This window comes from Streptomyces sp. NPDC090127, assembly GCF_044746945.1.
Lineage (GTDB): Bacteria > Actinomycetota > Actinomycetes > Streptomycetales > Streptomycetaceae > Streptomyces.
The window spans coordinates 608707-630965 of record NZ_JBIVDE010000005.1; the positions used below are offsets into that span (position 1 = coordinate 608707).

At 74.9% G+C, this 22259-nt stretch carries 21 protein-coding genes; 13 read left to right on the forward strand and 8 right to left on the reverse strand.

Features of this window, described 5'->3' with window-relative positions; genetic code table 11:
- The first annotated feature begins 5 nt into the window (after window positions 1-5).
- From ACIPPS_RS21595 to ACIPPS_RS21620, 6 genes are all read left to right on the forward strand, one after another.
- A complete protein-coding gene (locus tag ACIPPS_RS21595) occupies window positions 6-1295 on the forward strand; it encodes an acetyl-CoA carboxylase biotin carboxylase subunit family protein (protein ID WP_401434371.1) in 1290 nt (429 codons plus the stop codon).
- Window positions 1288-2010 carry an HAD family hydrolase gene (locus tag ACIPPS_RS21600; protein WP_401434374.1) on the forward strand — a complete coding sequence of 241 codons (723 nt, stop codon included), beginning with the start codon at window positions 1288-1290 and terminating at the stop codon, window positions 2008-2010. Before ACIPPS_RS21595 ends, ACIPPS_RS21600 begins: the two co-directional genes overlap by 8 nt.
- The gene (locus tag ACIPPS_RS21605) at window positions 2007-3140 is read left to right on the forward strand and encodes a hypothetical protein (RefSeq protein WP_401434377.1); all 1134 of its coding nucleotides are present in this window, start codon (window positions 2007-2009) and stop codon (window positions 3138-3140) included. The genes ACIPPS_RS21600 and ACIPPS_RS21605 overlap by 4 nt, the downstream gene beginning before the upstream one ends.
- Window positions 3137-3862, forward strand: coding sequence for a 4'-phosphopantetheinyl transferase family protein (locus ACIPPS_RS21610; RefSeq protein ID WP_401434379.1), 726 nt, complete (start codon window positions 3137-3139; stop codon window positions 3860-3862). Before ACIPPS_RS21605 ends, ACIPPS_RS21610 begins: the two co-directional genes overlap by 4 nt.
- Window positions 3859-4851 (forward strand): NAD-dependent epimerase/dehydratase family protein, encoded by a 993-nt coding sequence (locus tag ACIPPS_RS21615; RefSeq protein ID WP_401434381.1) that lies wholly within the window; start codon window positions 3859-3861, stop codon window positions 4849-4851. The genes ACIPPS_RS21610 and ACIPPS_RS21615 overlap by 4 nt, the downstream gene beginning before the upstream one ends.
- A 267-nt stretch (window positions 4852-5118) precedes the next feature.
- The gene (locus tag ACIPPS_RS21620) at window positions 5119-5739 is read left to right on the forward strand and encodes a pyridoxamine 5'-phosphate oxidase family protein (RefSeq protein ID WP_401434671.1); all 621 of its coding nucleotides are present in this window, start codon (window positions 5119-5121) and stop codon (window positions 5737-5739) included.
- A 40-nt stretch (window positions 5740-5779) separates the two neighbouring features.
- Here ACIPPS_RS21620 and ACIPPS_RS21625 read toward each other — a convergent pair whose 3' ends face one another.
- From ACIPPS_RS21625 to ACIPPS_RS21635, 3 genes are all read right to left on the reverse strand, one after another.
- On the reverse strand, window positions 5780-6424 hold the full coding sequence (locus ACIPPS_RS21625) for a dihydrofolate reductase family protein (RefSeq protein ID WP_401434384.1): 645 nt from the start codon (window positions 6422-6424) through the stop codon (window positions 5780-5782).
- 103 nt (window positions 6425-6527) lie between these two features.
- Complete coding sequence (locus ACIPPS_RS21630; RefSeq protein ID WP_401434387.1) at window positions 6528-7304, reverse strand: RNA polymerase subunit sigma-70; 777 nt, start codon at window positions 7302-7304, stop codon at window positions 6528-6530.
- On the reverse strand, window positions 7304-7681 hold the full coding sequence (locus ACIPPS_RS21635) for a DUF6479 family protein (RefSeq protein WP_401434389.1): 378 nt from the start codon (window positions 7679-7681) through the stop codon (window positions 7304-7306). Before ACIPPS_RS21635 ends, ACIPPS_RS21630 begins: the two co-directional genes overlap by 1 nt.
- Window positions 7682-7832: 151 nt before the next feature.
- Between ACIPPS_RS21635 and ACIPPS_RS21640 the strand changes: the two genes are divergently transcribed.
- Both ACIPPS_RS21640 and ACIPPS_RS21645 read left to right on the forward strand, forming a co-directional pair.
- On the forward strand, window positions 7833-8342 hold the full coding sequence (locus ACIPPS_RS21640; protein WP_401434391.1) for a SigE family RNA polymerase sigma factor: 510 nt from the start codon (window positions 7833-7835) through the stop codon (window positions 8340-8342).
- Between the two features lie 78 nt (window positions 8343-8420).
- The gene (locus ACIPPS_RS21645) at window positions 8421-9695 is read left to right on the forward strand and encodes a hypothetical protein (protein WP_401434393.1); all 1275 of its coding nucleotides are present in this window, start codon (window positions 8421-8423) and stop codon (window positions 9693-9695) included.
- A 151-nt stretch (window positions 9696-9846) separates the two neighbouring features.
- Here the strand turns inward: ACIPPS_RS21645 and ACIPPS_RS21650 are convergent, their stop codons facing one another.
- Together ACIPPS_RS21650 and ACIPPS_RS21655 are read right to left on the reverse strand one after the other, a co-directional pair.
- Complete coding sequence (locus ACIPPS_RS21650) at window positions 9847-11553, reverse strand: bifunctional 3'-5' exonuclease/DNA polymerase (RefSeq protein ID WP_401434396.1); 1707 nt, start codon at window positions 11551-11553, stop codon at window positions 9847-9849.
- A gap of 37 nt (window positions 11554-11590) precedes the next feature.
- Window positions 11591-12850, reverse strand: a complete 1260-nt coding sequence (locus ACIPPS_RS21655) for a LuxR C-terminal-related transcriptional regulator (protein ID WP_401434398.1) — start codon at window positions 12848-12850, stop codon at window positions 11591-11593.
- A gap of 139 nt (window positions 12851-12989) precedes the next feature.
- Here ACIPPS_RS21655 and ACIPPS_RS21660 point away from each other — a divergent pair, with 139 nt between their 5' ends.
- Window positions 12990-13907, forward strand: coding sequence for an NADP-dependent oxidoreductase (locus ACIPPS_RS21660; protein ID WP_401434401.1), 918 nt, complete (start codon window positions 12990-12992; stop codon window positions 13905-13907).
- Window positions 13908-14041: 134 nt separating this feature from the next.
- On the opposite strand, the gene ACIPPS_RS21665 is transcribed toward ACIPPS_RS21660, so the two are convergent.
- On the reverse strand, window positions 14042-14458 hold the full coding sequence (locus ACIPPS_RS21665; RefSeq protein WP_401434404.1) for an ATP-binding protein: 417 nt from the start codon (window positions 14456-14458) through the stop codon (window positions 14042-14044).
- A 159-nt stretch (window positions 14459-14617) separates the two neighbouring features.
- Here ACIPPS_RS21665 and ACIPPS_RS21670 point away from each other — a divergent pair, with 159 nt between their 5' ends.
- Window positions 14618-15472: a helix-turn-helix transcriptional regulator gene (locus ACIPPS_RS21670; protein WP_401434407.1), complete on the forward strand. Its 855-nt coding sequence runs from the start codon at window positions 14618-14620 to the stop codon at window positions 15470-15472.
- Window positions 15469-15666 (forward strand): DUF397 domain-containing protein, encoded by a 198-nt coding sequence (locus tag ACIPPS_RS21675; protein ID WP_401434410.1) that lies wholly within the window; start codon window positions 15469-15471, stop codon window positions 15664-15666. The genes ACIPPS_RS21670 and ACIPPS_RS21675 overlap by 4 nt, the downstream gene beginning before the upstream one ends.
- 64 nt (window positions 15667-15730) lie before the next feature.
- Here the strand turns inward: ACIPPS_RS21675 and ACIPPS_RS21680 are convergent, their stop codons facing one another.
- Together ACIPPS_RS21680 and ACIPPS_RS21685 are read right to left on the reverse strand one after the other, a co-directional pair.
- Entirely contained in the window at window positions 15731-17821 is a 2091-nt protein-coding gene (locus ACIPPS_RS21680; protein ID WP_401434413.1) for an FtsX-like permease family protein, read from the reverse strand.
- Entirely contained in the window at window positions 17815-18627 is an 813-nt protein-coding gene (locus ACIPPS_RS21685; RefSeq protein WP_401434415.1) for an ABC transporter ATP-binding protein, read from the reverse strand. Before ACIPPS_RS21685 ends, ACIPPS_RS21680 begins: the two co-directional genes overlap by 7 nt.
- 187 nt (window positions 18628-18814) lie before the next feature.
- On the opposite strand from ACIPPS_RS21685, the gene ACIPPS_RS21690 reads away from it, so the two are divergent.
- Both ACIPPS_RS21690 and ACIPPS_RS21695 read left to right on the forward strand, forming a co-directional pair.
- Entirely contained in the window at window positions 18815-19933 is a 1119-nt protein-coding gene (locus tag ACIPPS_RS21690; protein WP_401434418.1) for a DUF2786 domain-containing protein, read from the forward strand.
- 187 nt (window positions 19934-20120) lie between these two features.
- Window positions 20121-22178: an FUSC family protein gene (locus ACIPPS_RS21695; RefSeq protein WP_401434420.1), complete on the forward strand. Its 2058-nt coding sequence runs from the start codon at window positions 20121-20123 to the stop codon at window positions 22176-22178.
- The last annotated feature ends 81 nt before the right edge of the window (window positions 22179-22259 follow it).

Sequence of the window (22259 nt, forward strand, 5' to 3'; positions counted from 1 at the left end):
CCGACATGACCGGAACCGCTACCGATACCACCGGCACCGGCGGGCTCCTCGACGGGCGGCCCGTCCTCCTCGTCGTCTACGACGCCGGGAGCCTCGCCCCCACCCGCCTCGCCGAGGCGGCCCAAGGGCTCGGGTGCGCGCTCGTGTTCGTCACCGCCGACACCGCCCACGCCCAGGAGATGGTCCCCACCCTGGAGATGGTCGGCACCGTCGTGAACACGGCGGGCCGCACCGAGGCGGAGACCGTGCGGACGCTGCGCGCCCTCGCCCCGGCGGGCATCATCACCTTCAGCGAGTTCCAGATCGCGCCCACGGTCCGGCTCGCCGAGGCCCTCGGGCTGCGCTACCACCGACCCGCCGACGTGGACGCGATCACCCACAAGGACCTCCAGCGGCGGCGGTTCGCCGACCTCGGCGTCGACAGCGTCCGCTTCCGTACGCTCACCGGGCCCGAGCAGGCCGACGAGGCGATCGCCCACGTCGGACTCCCCGCGATCGTCAAGCCGGTGATCGGCGCGTCCAGCCGCAACACCGTGTCCGTCACCACCCCCGAGGAGTGCCGGGCCGTCCTCGACGGGATCTTCGCCGGCTCCGACGGCGGGCCCGCCGAGACGGCGGTCATGCTGGAGGAGCTGCTGGTGGGCCGGGCGACCCCGGCGCCCTGGGGCGACTACATCGCGGTGGACTGCGTCGCCGACGGCGACGACGTCCGGCCGGTCTTCGTCACCAGCAAGTTCGCGCTGGCGGAGCCGTTCCGCGAGCGCGGCGGCTACGGCGGCTTCTCCGTCGTCCCGGAGGACGAGGAGCGCGCGGTCCGCGACCTGGCGTGCGCGGCGGTGCGGGCCCTGAACATCCACGGTGTCGCCGACGTCGAGATCAAGCTGACCGACGCCGGGCCCCGGGTCATCGAGGTCAACGGCAGGCTCGGCGCCTGGGTCGACGACCTCGCCGTCCGCTCCGGCACCTCCGACCCGGCGCGCGTCGCGGTCGCCGCCGCCCTCGGCCTCCCGTACGAGACCCCCGAGGTCAAGCGGGGCGGGCCGATCGCCTTCCACTACCTGACCGTGCCGCCCGTCGGGGCCCGGCGGGTGCGCGCCATCCGCAACGTCTCCGCGCTGCGCCGCCTCGCGCACGTCGACCGGGTCGTCGTCCTCGCCGAGCCGGGCGCCGACGCGGACTGGCGGATCGGCGCGCGCGGCAACACGGCGGCCGTCATCGGCTCCGCCGTCACCCATGAGGAACTGGCCGCGACCGTCGCCGCCATCGAGAACGTGGACTGGATCGACTATGAGTGAGTTCACCGGGAAGCCGTTCGCCGTCTTCGACCTGGACGGCGTCCTGGTCGACACCCAGGACGCCGAGAACGGCGGGCTCGCCCACGTCGGCGAGCTGATGGGCCTGCGGCTGGACAAGGAGCAGCGCGACGAGCTGTTCTCCGGCAAGAAGATGCAGGAGTGCCTGGACCTGATGGCGGACCTCACGGGGACCGCACCGCCCAGGGACGCCATGGCGATCGCCCGCGCCAGGTGCGAGGAGCTGATCGGCGACCGGATCGAGCCCATCGACGGCGTCGCCCACGCCCTGGAGCAGCTCGCCGCCACCCTCGGCGCGCGGATGTGCGTGGCCTCCAACAGCCCGCTGCCGATCATGGAGAGCCGGCTCGGCAAGGCCGGGATCCTGCGCCACTTCGAGGGCCGGCTCTTCTCCGCGTACGACATCGACGCCTGGAAGCCCGACCCGAAGCTCTTCCTGTGGGCCGCCGAGCGGTGCGGGGTCACGCCCGACGCGTGCGTGGTGATCGAGGACAGCCCGGTCGGGGTGGACGCCGCCCTGGGCGCCGGGATGCGGGTGCTCCAGTACACCCCCGACCCCGCCGACGGGCCGCACCGCGAAGGCGCCGTCACCTTTTCCTCGATGCGCCTGCTGTCCCGACTGGTCCTCGACGCCCACCGCACCACGCCCACCGCGCCGTCCCTCGCCGCTGCCGCACACCTCGGAGGTACCTCATGAGAAACGCCCGGAAGATCATGGTCCTCGGCGCCGGCGACATCGGCCGCCGCGTCTTCCACGAGCTGGCCCACAGCCCGAACGACCGCCACCTCCAGCTCGTCGGCCGCGACGAGGAGACCACGCTGCGCGCCGCCAACCTGACCCGCTTCTGCAGCGTCCAGCGCGGCTACACCACCACCGTCAGCCACGCGGGCACCGACATCACGGACGTGGCCCGCACCGCCGAGCGGATAGCCGCCTTCGGCCCCGACATCATCTTCCTGGCCGTCAGCTACCAGGCCTGGTGGGTCATCTCCACCCTGGAGCAGGCCGCCTTCCAGCGGGTGTACCGCGCCAACTTCGGCCCCTGGCTGCCCATGCACCTGGTGCCGGTGATGAAGGCCATGGAGGCCGTCCGGCTCTCCGGAAGCCGCGCCCTGGTCGTCAACGCCGCCTTCCCCGACGCCGTGCACCCCGCGCTCGCCGCGGTCGGCCTCTCGCCGAACATCGGCATCGGCAACGTGGCCAACAACGTCCCCGGCATCACCTCCGTGGCCGCCGACGAGCTGGGCCGCTCCACCGCCGACGTCGAGGTGCGCCTGGTCGCCCACCACTACGTCTCGCACCGCCTCTCCCGTACGGGCAACAGCGGCCCGGCCGCCATGGGCCTCGGCATCCGCGTCGACGGCCGGGACGTCACCGGCGAGCTGGACGTGGCGGCGCTCCTCGACCGGCTGCCCGCCGAGTACCGCCGCACCGGCGGGCTGCCCGGCCAGACCATGACCGCCTCCTCCGCGCTCAGCGTCCTGGAGCCGCTGGCCGACGAGCGGGACGCGCTGGTCCACGCGCCCGGCGCGGACGGGGCGCTCGGCGGCTACCCGGTGGCCATCGAGAACGGCAAGTTCCGGCTCCTCCTGCCGGACGGCATGACCCCGGAGGAGGCGCACGCGATCAACGTCTCCGGGCAGGTTCAGGACGGCATCAGCGAGATCCGCGCGGACGGCACCGTCGTCTTCGAACCGTCGGCGATGGCGATCCTCGCGGAGGAGATCGGCTACGACTGCCCCGAGATGAAGCTGTCGGAGGCCGAGGACCGCGCCCGGGAGATCGCCGAGCGCTTCGCGGCGTACCGCGACCGCACGGCCCGGTGACACCTCCTTCCCGCGGGCGGGCCGCCGGGTCCGCCGTCGGCTCGGCGCGCCTGTGGCAGTGGCGGGTCTCCGGGCACCTCGCGGAGGCCGCCCGCCACGCGACGGTCCTGGACCCCGCCGAACACGCCAGGCTCGCCGCCTTCCACACGGCGGCGGACCGGGACCGCTACCTCGTCGCCCATGTGTCGCTGCGCCGCATCCTCGGCGAGCGGCTGGACCTGGCGCCCGCGGCGGTACGGATCGTCCGGCGGCCCTGCACGGAGTGCGGCGGCCCGCACGGCCGCCCCGCCGTCGCGGACGGGGCCGGGCCGCACTTCTCGCTCTCGCACGCCGGCGACCTGGTGGCCGTCGCCGTGGCGGACGTGGCCGTGGGTGTCGACGTCGAGGAGGTGCAGCCGCCCGACGTCGTGGCGGAGACGGCGCCGAACGCGCTGCACCCCGAGGAGCTCCGCGAACTGGCGGCGCTCCCCGAGACCGCCCGCCCGGCCGCGTTCGCGCGCTGCTGGACCCGTAAGGAGGCGTATCTGAAGGGCACGGGTACGGGCCTCAACACGCCACCGGTCACGGTCCGCGTCGGCACCGGGCTGCGGGCCGCCGCCCTCCCCGGCTGGCACCAGGCCGACGTACCGACGCTGCCCGGGTACGCGGCGGCGGTGGCCACGCGGGAAGAGACCACCGGAACGACCACCGCCGTACGGGAGAACGAAGGGGAACGACGATGAGGCTGTTGCTGCTCGGAGGGACGGACTTCGTGGGCCGCGCGGTCGCCGAGGCCGCGCGCGACCGGGGCTGGGAGGTGACCGTCTTCCACCGGGGCGAGCACCCGGCGCCGCCCGGTGTGCGGGCCCTGCGGGGCGACCGCACCGCGCCGGACGGCCTGGGCGTGCTCGCCGCGGGGGAGTGGGACGCCGTCGTCGACACCTGGTCGGGCGCACCGCGCACGGTGCGCGACACGGCCCGCCTGCTGGCCGACCGGGTCGGGCGGTACGCCTTCGTCTCCAGCCGCTCGGTCTACGCGTGGCCCGCGCCCGCCGGCCTCGACGAGTTCGGGCCGCTGGCCGAGGGCGACCCGGACGCCGACGCGACGGACTTCGCCGCCGACAAGCGGGGCGCGGAGCTGGCGGTCGAGCGCGAACTCGGCGCGGAGCGCGCGCTGCTGGTGCGCCCGGGCCTGATCCTCGGGCCGCGCGAGAACGCCGGCCGGCTGCCGTGGTGGCTGGCCCGGATCAGCCGGGGCGGCCCGGTTGCCGCGCCGGGCCCGCGCGACACCCCGCTCCAGTACGTCGACGCCCGCGACCTGGCGACCTGGCTCCTGGACGCCCTCGGCAAGGGGCTCCACGGCCCGTACAACCTGGTCTCCGAGCCGGGCCACACCACCATCGGCGAACTCCTCGACCTCTGCGTCCGGGCCACCGGCTCCACGGCCCGTCTGCACTGGGCCACCCCGGAGCAGGTCGAGGCGGCCGGGCTCTCCCCGTGGACCGACCTCCCCGTGTGGGCGCCCCCCGGCACGGACTTCCACGCCGCGATCCACGCGGGCGACGTCGGCCGCGCCCTCGCGACGGGCCTGCGCTGCCGCCCGGCGTCGGAGACCGTCGCCGACACCTGGGCCTGGCAGCGGACGGTGCCGGAGGGCGAGTTGAGGACGGCGGACGGGCTGAGCGAGGAGGCGGAGGAGCGGCTGCTCGCGGCGGGGCGGGACGCCCCATAGGGACGGTGCGCCCCGCGCGCCGTTCCGACAGGTGGGCGGGGGTGGCGGCGCGCGCCCGGAGGACGTAGAAAGCCGGGACGCGTGCCCGCACGACCGGACGAAGAGGACCCCATGAGCACCACCCCCGCACAGAACCCCGTGGCAGGGGCGGAGGCGACCGAGCAGACCGAGCCGGCCGCACCGGCCGATTCGGCCGCCCCGCACGAGGACTCGGTGGCCGCCCCCACGGCCCCCACGGCCCCCACCGAGCGCACCCGTCTGCGCCGGATGCGCGACAAGGGCAGCCACCGCCGTGCCGATCTGGACGCGGTGCTCGCCGCCGGGTTCCTCTGCCACCTCGGCGTCACCGTCGACGGCACCCCGATGGTCGTGCCGACCGTCTACGGCACCGAGGGCGACCGCCTCTTCGTCCACGGCTCCGTCGCCAGCCGCAGCCTGGTCCAGGCGCCCGACGCCACCGTCTGCGTCACCGTGACGCACGTCGACGGCCTCGTCCTGGCCCGGTCCGTCTTCGAGCACGGGGTCAACTACCGGTGCGCGATGATCTACGGCGTTCCGCGCCCGGTGACCGACCCGGAGGAGAAGCTGCGCGGTCTGCGGGCGCTCACCGAGCAGAGCGCGCCGGGCCAGTGGGAGTACGCCCGGCAGCCCACCCGCAAGGAACTGGCGGCGACCTCGCTGCTCGCCCTCGACCTCACCGAGGCGTCGGTGAAGATCGCCTCGGGGCCGCCGGACGACGGCGACAGCCCGGACGCGGAACTGGGGCTCTGGGCCGGGGTCCTGCCGGTCGTCACGACCTTCGGCACCCCGGTCGCCGACCCGGTGCTGCCGACGGACATCGCACCGCCGGCGCACATCGCGACCCGCGCGGGCGGCCCGCTCGGCTAGCACCCGCGTCGGCGACACGCCCCAACGCCCGCCGGGGCGCTCACCTCCGCCAGAAGAGATGGTGCGCGACGCCGCTCGGGCTGGGCACGACCTCCAGGTGGAACCGGTCGAGCAGCTCCTCCGGCGACTCCCAGAGCCGTGAGCCCGCCCCGATCTCCACGTCCGAGACGGCCACGTGCAGGGTGTCCACGAGGTCGGCGTCGAGGAACTCCCGGATGGTCGTGGCCCCGCCGCCGAGCCGGACGTCCTTGCCGCGCGCCGCCTCGCGCGCCTGCGCGAGGACCGAGGCCGGGTCGGCGTCCACGAAGTGGAACGTGGTGTCGGAGAGCGTGAAGGACGGCCGGGGGTGGTGGGTCATCACGAACACCGGGGTGTGGAAGGGCGGTTCGTCACCCCACCACCCCTGCCACTCCGGATCGGGCCACGGCCCGCGCTGCGGCGCGAACTTGTTGCGGCCCATGATCTCGGCCCCGATGTTGTTGGTGAAGTCCCGGGTGAAGTAGTCGTCCAGCCCCCGGCTCCCCCCGGGGTCGGTCCGGTTCGGCCAGCTCGCGGTGGCCCCGGCCCACGCGAACATGGTCCCGGGATCGGCGTGCCCGAAGGGCCGTTCGAGGGTCTGATGCTCGCCGGCGCCGAATCCGTCGCGCGAGACGTTGAAGTTCATGACTCTGAGCAGCTGGTCCACGGGTCTGGTCTCTCCTGAGGCGGTCGAGGGACGTGCGAGGGGTGGTCGAGGGGAGACTGCCCGAACCGACCGAACTCATCGCCCCGGGCGGGAAGAGCCTTCGTCAGCCGTCCAGGAGCTCCACGGCCAGCCGGTCCAGGTGGGCCGGGTCCATCAGGACGTCCACGGCCGTGACGCGGCCGTCGATCACCGTGAAGGAGACCACCGACCGCACCGTCCCCTCCTCCGCCTCCGCCAGGCCCGCCAGGCCCGCCGCGCCGTCCACCAGCGCGGGACGACTCGTGCGGGCCCGTTCGGCGAGGTGATCCGCGACCGGCCCCGCTCCGTGCGCGGGTGTCGCGCCGGCCCGTACGGCCTCCGCGTCCGCCCGGAGGAGCACGTCGGGGTCGAAGAGGGCGCGCAGCGCGTGCCGGTCACCGGCGCGCGCGGCGGTCAGCACGGCGGCGACGACCTCGCGCTGCCGCGTCAGGTCCTGTTCCGGCAGCTCCTCGGTGTCCCGGACCCGGGTGGCCGCCCGGCTCACCAGCTGCCGCGTGGCCGCCGGGGCGCGTTCCACGACGGGCGCGATCCGGTCGACCGGCACGGCGAACATGTCGTGCAGCACGAACGCCACCCGCTCGGCGGGCGTCAGCGCGTCCAGGGCCGCGAACTCGCCGGGCTCGTCCCCGGCCCATGGGTCCCAGGGGTCGCGGCGCCGCGCCTCACGCGCCCGCAGCCTGCGCAGACAGGCCCGCGCGACACCGATGTCGACGTCGGTGTCCCCGTCGACACCGGCGTCGGCCTCGGTGCGCGCCTCCCGTACGGCCTCCGCCGCTTCGGCGGAGGAACCCAGCAGGCTGTGCGCGATCGCCCGCGACCGCGACTCCTGCTCCTCGGTCATCAGTCGCCGTGCCCCGTCCCGCCGCTGCCGAAGCCGCCGCTGGAGATGCCGTCCCACTTGCGCTTCTCCTCGCTCGGCGGCTCGGGCGAGGTCTCCGTACCGGAGCCGTTCTTCAGTTCGTACGGCATGAGGCGGTGCTCGCCGTCGGTGTGGGGCATCTCGGCCGGCCGGCGGTACTCGGACGACTCGCCCGGCAGGCCGCCCTCCGGACGGTGCGGGTGCTCCTCGGGCTTGGGCGTGGGGGACTCCTTGTCCCGGACCCTCATCCCCAGCACGAACGCGCCGATCAGAATGGCGACCACCACGAGGCCGCCGAGAACCTGGGCCAGGCCGGACTGCCAGACACCGGCCGCCGTCGTGACCTCTGCGGAATCCACGAGAAAAACGTTCATATCCCAGAGATACCCAATCTGGGCAATCTAGGACATCTGGGAGGTACTGAACTCGTTCGAATCTCATGTGAAACATTTCCCCGGGCCCGTCGCGTCATGAAGGTGTAGGGCGGTCATCGCGACGGAGGGGAGGGACATGAGACAGTCCCGCGCGGACGAGTTCCTGGAGTTCGCGGCTGCCAGGACGGGGCATCTGTACCGGTCGGCATGCCTGCTGACCAGCGGAGACACCCATCTCGCCGAGGACCTGACTCAGGAGACCTTGGGCCGGATGTACGCGCTGTGGGGGCGCGTCCACCGGATCGGCAACCCGGCCGGGTACGCGCAGACCGTCCTGGTCCGCACCTTCCTCAGCCACCGGCGGCGACGCTCCGCGACCGAGCGTCCCCTCGGCGAGCTGCCCGACCGGGCCCCGGAGGACGGCGACGACCCGGCGCTGCGGATCGCCCTGCTCGACGCGCTCGCGTCGCTCGCGCCCAAGGACCGGGCGGTGGTGGTGCTGCGGTACTGGGAGGACCGCAGCGTCGAGGAGACGGCCGACGTGCTCCACGTGAGCTCGGCGGCGGTCCGCACCCGCTCCTCCCGGGCGCTCGGCAAGCTCCGCGAGCGGCTCGGCGGCAGCATCGTCGAGTTCGCACGCCGCTGACCAGGACCTTTCTTCCCAGTTCGCCCACTTCTTCCCGCACTCTTACTTTCATCCATGGACCGGAGACGGTGATTCGGCATGCCTCTGAACGAGGGACACGACGGTTTCGAGGACGAGCTCGGTGCGGCCCTGCGCCGTACGGGTGACGGTTTCGCCGCCGATGACGGCCGCGCGCTCGCGGCCGGCGGCCTGACCCGGGGACGGCGCCGGGTGCGCCGCCGGGCGGTCGCCGTGACCGGCGGCGTGCTCGCGCTCGCGGTGGTGGGCGTCGGTGGCGTGTACGCCGGTGACCTGCTGGGCGGAGACGGGGGCGGCGCGGCTCGGGGCTCCTCCGTGGCGGGCCCCGCCCCCGTCGCGACCGGCAAGGTAGGCCTCGTCGAGGGGCCCCTCCGGCTCAAGGACATCGCCGCCGTCATCGAGGCGAACACGCCCGGCGACGGCTCGTTCTGGCGGTTCGACGCGCCCGAGGCGAAGGGCCAGGCGGTCACCGGGATCTACGACGACGGCAAGGGCAAGGCGGGCGTCTCCGTCGGGCTCTACCGCGCGGGGGAGGGCGGGGAGGCCGGCGCGGACCAGGTGGAGTGCCCGGACGAGACGTACGTCCCGCACGACGCCTGCACCAGCGAGAAGCTGCCGAACGGCGACCGGCTGATGGTCTTCCAGGGGTACGAGTATCCGGACCGGCGCACGGACACCAAGAACTGGCGGGCGGTCCTGCTGACGAAGGACGGCTTCCTGGTCGACGCGAGCGAGTACAACGCGCCCACCGCGAAGGACTCGGCCGTCACCCGCACCGACCCGCCCTTCAGCCCCGCGCAGCTGACGACCCTGGTCAGCTCCGCCGACTGGCGGCCCCTCCTGGCGAAGCTGCCGAAGTCCCCGAAGCCGGAGTCCGCCCCGAGCAAGCCCGCCGAACCGCCGGCCGCCGACGGCGCCGACGTCCGGAAGACGCTGCGCACCCTCATGCCCGAGGGGCTGACGGTGGTCGCCGACGGCGGGCAGGACGAGGAGTTCGCGTACGTGGTCGTGGACGACGGCAAGGGCAAGAGCCTTGTCCAGATCAACGTGCAGAACCACATGGGGGACCTCGCTCCGCGGCTCACCGCCGGGGGAACGCGGCTGCCCGACGGGCGCCTGGTCATGGTGACCGAGGAGCCGGGCGAGAAGGGCGGCGCCGGTGTGCTGGCGTGGACGGCCGAGTCGCTGACGCCGTCCGGCTTCCGGGTCGTGATCTCGGCGTACAACACGGGCGCGCAGCACGAGGCCGCCACACGCACCACGCCGGCGCTGACGAAGGAACAGCTCAAGGCGATCGCCCTCAGCGACAAGTGGTCGACGTTCGAGACGGAGTAGACCCGACCGGGGGGCGGGGCCGGGAGCGGACCGGGGGCGAACCGGGCGGACCGCGCACGGTCCGCGCACGGACCGGGGCGGGCGGGCTCGGTTCCCCGCCCGCTCACCGGGGCCGGGCCACCGGGAAGGGGGCGGGGGCTCGCGCCCCCGCTCACTTCGCGTCCGCGTACCGCTCCACCGTCGCCGTGGTGAACGGGAAGCGGACCGGGGTGTCGCCGAAGGCGATCCGGCCGGCCTCGTCCCCGGCCGCGCGGATCGCCTCCGTCACGGCCTGCGCCTCCTCCGCCGGGCAGTGCACGATCACCTCGTCGTGCTGGAAGAAGACCAGCTCGGCCCGCATCCCGGCGGTGGCGCGGCGCAGCGCGGCGAGCATCAGCAGCGCCCAGTCGGCGGCGCTGCCCTGGACGACGAAGTTACGGGTGAACCGGCCGCGCGCCCGTGCGTTCCCGGAGGCGTACCCCGGGGTGAACTCGCCCTCCCCGGACTCGGAAGCGCCGTCCCCGCCCCCGCCCTCCTGGGGGATGCCCGCCTCCTCGGCCTCGCTCGCGCCGACGGCTCTCGGGCTGGTCCGGCCGAGCCAGGTGCGGACGAGCCGGCCGTCCTCGCCGGCCTTGGCCGCGTCGTCGACGTAGGCCACGGCGCGCGGGAAGCGGCGGCGCAGGGCGGCCAGGTTCTTCAGCCCGTCGCCGCTGGTCTGCCCGTAGATCGCGCCGAGCAGGGCGAGCTTGGCGTGGTCGCGGTCGCCGGAGAAGCCGCGCTCCGACAGCCGGGTGTACAGGTCGTCGGGGTGGCCGGCGACCTCCATCAGGCCCGGGTCGCGGGAGATGGCGGCGAGGACGCGGGGCTCCATCTGGTCGGCGTCGGCGACGACGAGCCGCCAGCCCTCGTCGGCGACCACGGCCCGCCGGATGACCTTGGGGATCTGCAGGGCGCCGCCGCCGTTGGTGGTCCAGCGGCCGCTGACGGTGCCGCCGGGCAGGTACTCCGGCCGGAAGCGGCCGTCGCGCACCCAGTCCTGGAGCCAGGACCAGCCGTGCGCGGTCCAGATCCGGTACAGCTTCTTGTACGCGACGAGGGGCGCCACCGCGGGGTGGTCGATCTCCTCCAGCTCCCAGCGGCGGGTGGACCGCACCCGGATCCCGGCCCGCGCGAAGGCCCGGACGACGTCGGCGGGCAGGTCGGGGCGGACCCGGCGGCCGAAGGCGGCGGAGACCTCGTCGGCGAGCTCGGCGAGGCGCCGGGGCTCGCCGCCGCCCGCGTACCGCTCGCCGAGCAGCTCGTGCAGCAGCTCCCGGTGCACGTCGGCCCGCCAGGGCAGCCCGGCGCGCCGCATCTCGGCGGCGACGAGCATGCCCGCGGACTCGGCGGCCGTGAGCAGCCGCATCCGCCCCGGGTGCTCCGTCCGGTCGTGACGGGCCCGCTGCTCGGCGTAGACCGCGAGGAGGCCCTCGAAGGAGACGGCCGTGGCCGTGGGTCTCGCTTCGAAGAGGGAGTCCTGCGAGCCGGGTTCGGCGGCTCGCTGGGGCGGATCGGGCGGCACGGGAGCGTTCCGCAGGCGCGCGAGGGCGGCGGCCGCGGACCGGGGCTCCCCGAGCCGCCCCTCGTGGCCGAGCAGGAGCCCTTCGGCGACCTCGATGTCGTAACACCGCTCGACGCGCACCCCGGCGGCGAGGAGCCGCGGATGGACCTCGGCGGTGGACCGCCACACCCAGCGGGCGACGCCGGGGCGGGACCGGACGGCCTCGACGAGATCCGGTTCCTGGAGGACGGGACCGGCGGGCAGCCCGTCGGGGCCGAGCGGGACGAGCCGCGCTCCGTCCCCCTCCGCCTCGGCGGCCAGCGCCCACCTCTCGCTCATGGGTGCGAGTCTGGCACCCGGCACTGACAACGCCCGGCTACGCCGCTCTGTGGAAGAGCGCGGCGGCCTCGCCCCTGGAGCCGACCCCGAGCTTGGTCAGGATGTTGGCGACGTGGAACTTCACGGTGGACTCGCTGATGTGCAGCTCGGCGGCGATCTGCCGGTTGCGGTGGCCGAGCGCGAGGTGCGTCAGGACCTCGACCTCCCGCTCCCCGAGACCGGTGAGCGGGTCGACGGCGGCGACGGCGGCGACGGACGTGTCGGGGGTGGCCAGCGGGAGGCTCGCGGTGAGGGTCGTGCCCCAGCCGGGGACGGCGTCGACCTCCAGTCGCCCCCCGAGCACGTCGAGCCGGTCGGAGACGCTGCCCGCGCCCAGCTCGTGCCCGGCGAGCGCGCCCGGCCCGTCGTCGCGCAGGGTGGCCCGCAGCTCGTGCTCGGTGATCTGCCAGCCGACGTGGACCCGGCTCACCGACTCCTGCTCCAGGGCGAGGAGCAGCAGCGCCCGCACGATCGCCCGCGCGCCGTGGGCGACGTCCGCCGCGAGGGTGCGGGCGGTGTCGGGCGGCCCGAGTTCGAGCCGCACGGTGCTGTGCCGGAGCATCGTCCGCAGCCCGTCCGCGAGCCGTTCGAAGGCCTCGTGGGCGGGCTCCTCGGCGATCGAGCGATCCCGCTTGGACTCGGCCCTCAGCTGGACGAGCGCGTTGACGGCGAGGTCGGTGGCGGTGGTCCGGGCGGACGCGTCGTCGAGGGCGCGGCTGCGGAGGACGGCGAGGATCCCGGAGAGCGCCGAGGAGTGCGTGGTCGTCAGCTCGGCGATGACGCGCGCCCGGGTGTCGGCGGCGGTCCGCGAACGGGCCAGGGCGCCGGGCATCGCCTCGACCGCGAACCGGTCGAAGTGGCTGGTCACCAGGTCCCAGAGTGCCTGGGTGACGTCGAGGACCTCGTCCGGCACGGGCGCGGCGTCGTCCTCCCGTACGAGCACGAGGACGGAACGCCGCGCGGTCGCGTCGCTGGTGACGGCGACGACGGGCCGCTCGGCCCCGGCGACGACGGCCCGGCCCTGCCAGGGCCGGCCGGGCGTGCCGGCGGCGAGCAGCGGGTCGAGTTCGGCGGCGCTCGGGACCAGCGCACCGGGTTCGCCGACGCTCTTGTAGGGCGAGTGGGCGCAGTGCGTGGCGAGTTCGGCGGCGGCCCGGTGGGGGACGAGCGGGGCGAGGACGGCCGAGAGCCTGGGCAGGATCCGGCCGAGGGGCTGCTGGATGATCTCGTACGCGGAGTTCAGCGTGTGCGCGTCCATGCGGATCAGCGTAATGAGCGGGAGGGCCGGTCGACCTGTCCTTTCGGCCGGGTGGGACTGGTCGAAGGGCGGGCGGGTGGCGGGGGATCGGGGCCGCAGTCTTGACCTCATCGACGAACGAGGGGCTGTGGAGGCCGAGATGGAAGCGATCGTGTACGAGGAGTTCGGCGGCCCGGAGGTCCTGCGCCACGAGACGGGCGTCGCGGTACCGGAACCGGGTGCGGGCGAGGTCCGGGTGAAGGTGGCGGCGGTGGGCGTCAACCCCGTGGACCACAAGCGCCGTTACGGATGGGTGGAGCAGTTCTACCCGACGACCTTCCCGGCGGTGCCGGGGCTGGAGTTCGCGGGGACGGTGGACGCGCTCGGCCCCGGCGTCACGGGGGTGGCGGTCGGCGACGAGGTGTTCGGCTGGACGACGACCGGCGCGTACGCCGAGTACGCCCTGGCCGAGGTCTTCGCCCCCAAGCCGACGGGCCTGTCGTGGGAGCAGGCGGCGAGCATCCCGGTCGCGGGGGAGACCGCGCAGCGGGTCCTGGACCTCCTGGGAGTGACCTCGGGCGAGACCCTCCTCCTGCACGGCGCGGCGGGCGTGGTCGGCTCGGTGGCCGTCCAGCTGGCGGTGGCCGCCGGTGTGACGGTGGTCGGCACCGCCTCGGAGCGCAACCACGCGTACCTGGAGTCCCTGGGCGCGATCCCGGTGGCGTACGGCGAGGGGCTCGCCGACCGGGTCCGCGCGGCGGCCCCCGACGGCATCGACGCGGTCTTCGACGCGGCGGGCCACGACACGCTTCCGGTCTCGATCGAGCTGACGGGCGGCGCGAAGGAACGCATCGTGACGATCGCGGCGGTCGACGCGGCGGAGCACGGCATCGTCTTCAGCGGTGTCACGGTCGAGCCGCCCCTCGCCCGCACCTGGCTGACCACCCATGCCCGCTCGGCGGCGGAGGGTCGGCTGCGCCTCGTCGTCGCCGAGACCCTCCCGCTGAAGGAGGCGGCGAGGGCCCAGGAGCTGAGCGAGTCCGGGCACGTGCGGGGCAAGTTGGTGCTGCTGCCGTAGGTACTTCCTCGCTGGTCAGGCCCTCGCCGGGACGCTACTCCCGTCGGGGGCCGTCGGATGCCTGGGGTGGTCGGCGAGAGCATGGGCCGAACAACCGGCCCCAGATCCAGCGCGGTTGCGTGGTGGTGCGGGGGTCACCGAAGTCTGATCTCCGCCCAGACGGTCTTGCGCGGGACGGGTCCGGGCATCACGCCCCACCGGTCCGCGAGGGCGTCGACGAGGAGGAGCCCGCGCCCCGACTCGCCACCGCCCGGGGGCCCCAGGACCGGCAGGCGGTCGGCCCGGGTGTCGGTCACCTCGATACGGAGCGTGGTCGCCGTCGTCGTGAGCGCCAGGCGGAAGTCCCGCCCGGGGACGCGACCGTGGGTCACCGCGTTGGCGGCGAGCTCGGCCACGACGTGGGCCGCGACCTCGGAGATCGTCCCCAGCTCCCAGGTGCGCAGTTGCTCGACCGCGAGGAGACGGCCGAGGCGCGCCCCTCGGGGCGTGGCGGAGAGCTGGATTCCGAACTGGCGTACAGACGCCAATACGTGGGCGGTTTCTTGGTTCATGTCACCCAGCGTGGTGGGCCGTGCGTACGCTGCCCAGCGAAGAGAACCTTACGTACGGTGACTGTCCCGAGACTGTCCGGCGTTGTCCCGGCTGTCCCGCGCGGCCGTCGGGTAGGGCGGCGCTGAGTACAGGTACGGCTTCACGGAGGTGGGCGGGGCGTGAGCGTGGTCGAGACGGACGAGCCGGGCTGGGAGGTCGACCCGGACGACGAGTCGGGGGCGGCGGTGGTCGCGGCGGTGGGACGGCAGATCAGGAAGTGGCGGGAGGCGAAGGGGCTGCGGGCCGTCGAACTCGGCGAACGGGTCGGCTATGGCGAGGACCTGATCAGGAAGGTGGAACGCGGCGCCCGCATCCCCCGGCCGGAGTTCCTGGACAAGGTGGACGAGGCACTGGGGGCCGGCGGCCTCATCGCGACGATGAAGGAGGACGTGGCGGAGGTCCGGTACCCGAAGAAGGTGCGCGATCTGAAGCGGTTGGAGGCGCGGGCGGTCGAGATCAACGTCTACGAGAGCAACAGCATCCACGGGTTGCTCCAGACGCCGGAGTACGCGCGCGCCCTGTTCGAGATGCGTCAGCCCGCCTATCCGCAGGAAGAGGTGGACAAGGGCGTCGCGGGGCGGATGGCCCGCCGCAAGATCTACGACCGCTCACCCGCCCCCGCGCTCAGCTTCGTCCTGGAAGAGGCCGTCCTCCGCCGCCCTATCGGAGGCACAATGGTCTGGCACCAGCAGCTCCACTACCTCATGGAGGTGTGCCAGTTGCACCGCAACATCGCGCTTCAGGTCATGCCGACCGGCGTGGAGACGCACGCCAGCATGGACGGCCCCATCGAACTGCTGAGGTTCGGGGACGGGCAAGGGGTGGGGCGGTCGCCCGGGGCGTTCAACGGACGCCCGGTCGCCGATCTGAAGCAGCTCCGGATCCTGGATCTGCGGTATGGAATGATCCGGGCGCAGGCTCTCACGCCAAGGGAGTCGCTGGTCTTCATCAAGCGTGTGCTGGGAGAGACATGATCCACAAGTCCGAGCTGGCGTGGTTCAAGAGCAGCTACAGCAGTGGCAGCGAGAACGATTCCTGCGTGGAGGTCGCCACGACCCCGGGCACGGTCCACGTCCGTGACTCCAAGGACATCGACCTCCCCCACCTGGACCTGGCCCCCTCCGCCTGGGCCGTCTTCGTCTCGTACGCGGCGGTCGCCCGGGGCTGACGGAGGGCGGGGCGGTGACCCGGCTCCGACCCCGGTCACCGCCCCGTCCACCCACTTTCGCCGGTCAGCGCGTCAGGCGCCACGCGGGGAGGGCGGAGGCGGCTGCCGCCACCAGGGCGCAGGTGGCCGCCGTCGCGGCCATCGTGGGCCAGGGGACGGCGAGCGCGACGGGGGCCGAGAGGGCCGCGAGCGCCGCGCCCTGGACGGCCAGGCAGACCGCCGTCACCGCCAGGCCCAGGACCGCCCCGATCGTCACCGCGAGCGCCGACTCGCCCGTCACCACCCGCAGGACCTGGGCCCGGGTGGCCCCCGCGAGCCGTAGCGACGCCAGCTCGCCGCCCCGTACCGACGTCGCCATCAGCAGCGTGTTGGCGAGCGCGAGCACCGTGTAGACGAGCGCGATCCCGAGGACCAGGAGCAGCCCCAGGCGGGTCTCCGGGCTGCTCGTGGGGTGCGTCGCGGCCGCCCACGCGTCCACCCCGCGCACCGTGCCGCCGGCCGCCGCCAGCGCCTCCGCGCCCACGGCGCCCCCAGCCTCGATCCGGTCCACGGCCACCCCGGGCGCGTTCGCCCGGGTCACGTACGGCCCGTTGTCGCCGGTCCCGAGCGCCAGGACCGCCACGACCCGCAGCCGCACCGGCCCGCTCCCGTCCGCGCGCCACACCTCCACCTCGTCGCCGACCGCCCGCCGCTCGAACTCCTCGTTCACGACGATCGAGCCGTCGTCCAGGTCGGCCACGTCCCCGGCCACCACCGGCAGCCGCGCCAGGTCCGCGAAGGCCACCGGGTCGTACACCGCCCGCGCCCCGTACTTGACCAGCGCCTCCGCACCGTCCCGTACGAAGACGGAGGTGGCGCCCGTCGCCGACGCGCCCGCCACCGGCCGCAGGTCGTCCCCCGTCACCACCCGCTCCGCCCGTGTCTGCTCCCGCGCCTCCGCCGCCTTCGCGCTCGTGACCGTCGATGACGACCCCAGCAGCGTGCCGGCCAGCGCCACCGTCACGAGGACCGGCGCGGCGACGGCGGCGGTACGGCGCACGGCCGCCGCGCTGTTCTCCCGTACGAGCATCCCCGTCGCCCCCGGCAGCCGCAGCGCCCGCGCCACCGGGCGTACGAGCAGCGGAGCGAGCAGCGCGACGCCGGTGATCAGCAGCATCGGCAGCGTCGTGTACGTCTTCCGCTTCAGCAGCTCCGACGGCTCGCCCACGCACGTCCACACCAGCAGCGCCGCGCCCGTGACCAGCAGCCCCGTCCCGAGCAGCGCCCGGCCGAGCGGCAGCACGTCGGTGTCGACGTCCGCCTCGCGCAGCGCGTCCCCCGGGCCGACCCTCCCCGCCCGCCGCGCGGCGGCGAAGGCCCCGGCGAGTGCGACGGTCACGCCGGTCCAGAAGGCCACGTGGAAGGGCCAGGCGGCGCCCCCGATCGCGAACCAGTCGGGCGCGAGGCCCCCCTCCACGAGCACCCGCGCCAGCCACGGCGCCCCCCACGCGCCGAGCGCGCACCCGGCCGCCGAGGCGAGCACCCCGACCCCGGCGGCCTCCGCGAGCAGCATCCGCCGCACCTGGCCGGGCGTCGCGCCCGCCATCCGCAACAGACCGAACTCGCGCCGCCGCAGGGCGACCGCGAACGCGAAGGTGGAGGCGACGACGAAGACGGAGACGAAGGTGGTGACGCCCCCGGCGGTGCCGAGGAGGGCGTTGACGGCGACGAGCGCCTCGGCGTCCCGCTCCGGTTCCGGGTCGGCGCGCCGGCGCTCGCCCCCGGTGAGCACCTGGGCCCGGTCGCCGACGACCGTACGGACCTCTGTGGCGGGGCCGTGGACGCCGACGGCGTCCGGGCCCCCGGCGGTGGTGACCGTCCACCGGGCCTTCAGCTCGCGCAGCAGTTCGATATCCACAGGCTGTGGACGGTCGAGTCGCTGCGAGACGGTGGCGGTGCGCGGACCTCGCCGTACGTCGACGGTGACCGCGTCCCGCCCCTTCACCACCACGGGCGCGGCGGCGAACCGCTGCGGGGCGCGCTCGGGCGCGTCGAAGGTGGCGGAGAGGCCGAGGCCCATGGTGGCCAGGAGCCCGACGCCGAGGGCGAGCGCGACGAAACTGCCGACGAAGGCGGTCCAGCGGGCCCGCAGCCCGGAGAGAACGACGGTCAGCACGGGACGACCTCCGCACCGGCTCCACGCGCCGCCGACGACGTCCCCGCTGTCGCCGCCGCCGTCTCCAGGCCGGCCATGCGGGCCGCGACCCGCTCGACGGTCGGCTCGTCGAGCTCGCCCACCACCCGCCCGTCGACCAGGAACACCACCCGGTCCGCGCGGGCCGCCGCCACCGGGTCGTGGGTGACCATGACGATCGTCTGGCCGTCCCGGTCCACCAGCTCCCGCAGCATCGTCAGGACCTCCCGGCTCGTGGTGGAGTCCAGGGCCCCGGTGGGCTCGTCGCCGAAGAGCACCGCCGGCCGCGTGATCAACGCCCGCGCGATCGCGACCCGTTGCTGCTGTCCGCCGGACAGCTCCCCGGGCCGGTGCCTCTCACGCCCGTCGAGCCCGACCCGCTCCAGCGCCGCCCGCACCTCGCCCCGCGCCACCCGCCGCCCGGCGAGCCGCAGCGGCAGGGCCACGTTCTGGGCGGCCGTCAGCGACGGCAGCAGGTTGAACGACTGGAAGACGAAGCCGATCCGGTCCCGCCGCAACAGCGTCAGCCGCCGCTCGCTCAGCCCCTCCAGGGCGACCCCGCCCACCTCCACCGTGCCGCCCGTGGGCCGGTCGAGGCCCGCCGCGCACTGCAACAGCGTGGACTTGCCGGAGCCGGAGGGCCCCATGACGGCGGTGAAGGTACCGGTACGGAACTCCAGGTCGACGCCGTCCAGGGCGCGCACGTCGCGGTGGTGGCGGTGGAGGCCCGCGAGCCGGACGGCGATGCCGGAGCGGGCCGCAGGCGTGGTGGTCGTGGTTGAGGTCATGCCTCAAGCGAACCGTTTCCGCGCCGTCCGATCACGACCACTGAGGGGCGTACGAAGGGTAGGCCTGGCCCTACCTCCGACCGGCGCCCCCGCCTGCCCGCGCCCCCTGGTTTCGTGGTTCCGGCCGGTGAGGCCCATCCTGGAGGCAGCGCGGCCGGGCGCGCGAGGAAGGGGACGCGAGGCAGCGGTGAGTACGACGGTAGACAGGGCGCTGGAGACGGCCCTGTACACGGAGGAGGACGCGGCCCTGGACACGGCGGCGTCGCTGCTGGCGGCGGACCGCTCGGCGGACGCGGAACTGGCGCGCCGGGGCGAGGAGTTCGTACGGCGGGCGTGGGAGCGGGGCTGGCAGCCGGCGGATCTCCTGCGGCTGGTGCGGCGGGAGCTGGCGGAGGAGCACGTACGGCTGGCGGGGTCGTTGATCGCGTCGGAGACGGCGCGCTACGCGCACCTGCCGCACCGCTGGCCGTCCCAGCTGACGGAGCTGGAGTCAGGGCCCCTTCGCGCGGACCGCTTCTCGTCGGCGACGACGGCGCTGGAGCTGTACCGCCTGCTGGTCAGGCTGCCGTCGCTGGAACCGGTGGGTCCGGTGCCCGGCGACGCGTTGCCGGCGCCGACGGCGGGGGAGCCGCGGATGCTCACGCGGGTACGGGCGCTGCTGGCGAAGGCCGAGGCGACGGGGTACCCGGAGGAGGCCGAGGCGCTGACCGCGAAGGCGCAGGAGCTGATGGCCCGCCACAGCCTGGACGAGGCGGCGCTGGCGGCGCGGGCGCCGTCGGGGGACGTGCCGGGGGCGATGCGGATCGGCGTGGAGCCGCCGTACGAGCAGGCGAAGGCGATCCTGCTGGACGCGGTGGCGAGCGCGAACCACTGCCGGGCGGTGTGGAACGAGCCGTACGGCTTCTCGACGGTGGTCGGCTTCGAGGCGGACCTGGATCCGGTGGAGCTGCTGTACACCTCGCTCCTGGTGCAGGGGACGGCGGCGATGACACGGGCGGAGGCGGAGCAGCGGGCGGGCGGCCGGAAGCGTACGAAGTCCTTCCGGCAGTCGTTCCTGCTGGCGTACGCGAACCGCCTGGGCACGCGCCTCGCGGCGACCTCCCGCCGGGTGGCCGCCGAGACCCCGACCCTCCTCCCGGTGTTGGCGTCCCGCGAGGTGGCGGTGACGTCACGCGCGGACGAGATGTTCCCGCAGACCCGCACGACGCGCGTGCGCGCGATGTGGGACGAGGCGGGTTGGACCCACGGCACGACAGCCGCCGACACGGCCCGCGTCCACCCCCACGACGAACTACCCCCCGCCTGACCGTCCGACGCGCCATCGCCGGGCCGGGAGCGGCGGGGGCCGGGGGCCGGGAGCGGCGGGGGCGGGGGGCCGGGGGCCAGGGGTCCGACGCCGGGGGTCCGGGGCAGGAGCACGCCCCCGACAACGCGGAAGGCCCCAGGGTGGGCGAAATGTGCCCTTCGTGGGGGTTCGCCGCTAGGCTCGGGCCATGAGCTGGCCGCGGGCCCTGAAAGCGACCGCCCGTTCCGGGCTCACCGTCGAGCGGCGGCGTCTCGAGCCGCTCGTCGCCGGCCGCGCGGCCCTCGGCCTCGCCCTGGTCGTCGGCGTGACGCTCGCGCTGCTCGGCACCGAGGCCGCCATCAGCTCCGCGTTCGGTGCCTTCCAGGCCGCCATCGCCACCTTCCAGCGTTCCTGGCGCCCCCGCCCCACCCTCGCCCTCGCCTCCGGTGCCAGCCTCGCCCTCTCCACCTTCCTCGGCTACGTCACCGGCGCCGGCGCCCACCTCGCCCTCTTCCTCGCCCTGCTGGCCCTCTGGACCTTCCTCTCCGGCCTCGCCTGGGCCGCCGGCCCCACCATCGGCATCATCGCCTCCTCCAACGTGGCGATCATGCTGGTCACCGTCACTCTCCCCACCTCCGTCGCCGGCGCCGCCGGCCACGCCGCCATGATCGCCGTCGGCGGCCTCGTCCAGGCCGTCCTCGTGGTCCTCCTCCCGGTCCGCCGCTGGGGCGCCCAGCGCGACGCCCTCGCCGACGCGCTCGCCGCCGAGGCGGACTACGCCCGGCGCCTCCGCCAGGACCCCGTCGCCCCCTTCGACCCGGTCCCCCTCATGACCGCCCGCAACGCCGCCGCCGTCACCCGCCGCCAGGCCCGCCGTCGCCCCGCCGAACTCCACGGCGCCCGGGGCCTCGCCGAGCGGATCCGCCCCGTGCTCGCCTCCCTCGCCGACCCCGCCCTCGGCGTCTCCGCCGAAGGCCCCCCACGCGCCCGCGTCCGCGAGATCCTCGCCGCCGCGGCGACTGTCCTGGACGCCGCCGCCCACGCGATCCGGCGCGGCGAGGCCGTCGACCTCCCGCCCGGCGCCGTCGCCGCCCTCCGCACCCCCGACACCGGCGCCCTCCTCACCGGACCGCCGCGCCGCGCCGCCGACCGCCTCGCCGCCCTCCTTGACGACGTCGTCGAGACCGCCGAACCCCGCACCGAGACCGCCTCCGACGCCCGCGCCCGCCCCACCCTGCTCCGCCTCGCCCCCGTCGTCGCGGCACAGATGCGCGCCGAACTCCGCCCCGACTCCGCGATCCTGCGGCACGCCGTCCGCGTCACCGCCGTCACCACCGCCGGCTACGTCCTCGGCACCGCCCTCCCCTTCGGCCACGGCTACTGGGCCCCGATGGCGTCCGTCATGGTCATGCGCCCCGACTTCTCGCAGACGTACTCCCGTTCCGTCGCCCGCTTCGGCGGCACCCTCCTCGGGGTCGGCCTCGCCACCGGCGTCGTCCAGGCGGCCGACCCCGGCGTGTACGCCTCCGCCGCGCTCGCCGTCGGCAGCGCCTTCGGGATGTACCTGCTGATGCGCACCGGGTACGCCGCGAGCCAGGTCTGTGTCGCCGCGTACGTCGTCTTCCTGCTCGGCATGGGCGGTTCGGCCTGGACGCAGACCGTGTACGAGCGGGTGGTGCTGACCCTCATCGGCGGGGTCCTCGCGATGCTCGCGTACGCGGTCTACCCCGCCTGGGAGACGCCCCGGCTGCGCGGCCGCCTGGCCGACTGGCTGGTCTCCGACGGCCGTTACGCCGCCACCGTCGTCGCCCACTACGCCGATCCGGCCGGCCCGGTCTGCGCCGACGTCCGCCAGGCGCTGCTCGACACCCGGGCCACCCGGATCGCCTGGCAGGAGGCGCTCGACCGGGCCACCCACGAACCGGTGCGCCACCGCGGCCTGTCCCGGGCGGCGGCAGACGACGCGGAGCACGCGCTCGCCCAGTTCGGCCGGGTCGCGATGCTGATGGAGGCGCACCTGCCGGAGCGCGGCGCCCCGCCCGTCCCGGCCGCGGCGACCCTCGCGGAGGAGCTGCGCCGCTCGACGGAACGGGCCGGGAAGGCCGTACGCGAGCGCAGGGCGCCGGAGTGGGACGAGCTCCGGGAGACGATCGCGACCTGCGGGCCCCTGATGGAGGACCCGCTGCTGCGCAAGGGCGCCGGTCTGCTTCTGGACGCCTTGGACGACCTGGCGGAGGCCCTCGCCACGCCGTCGTCCCCCACCTGAGACGCCGCGGCCTCCGCAAGCCGGTCGCGCCGGGAGGGAACCCACCGGATCGCGAGGACGTCTCCTCCAGGGGCGACGACA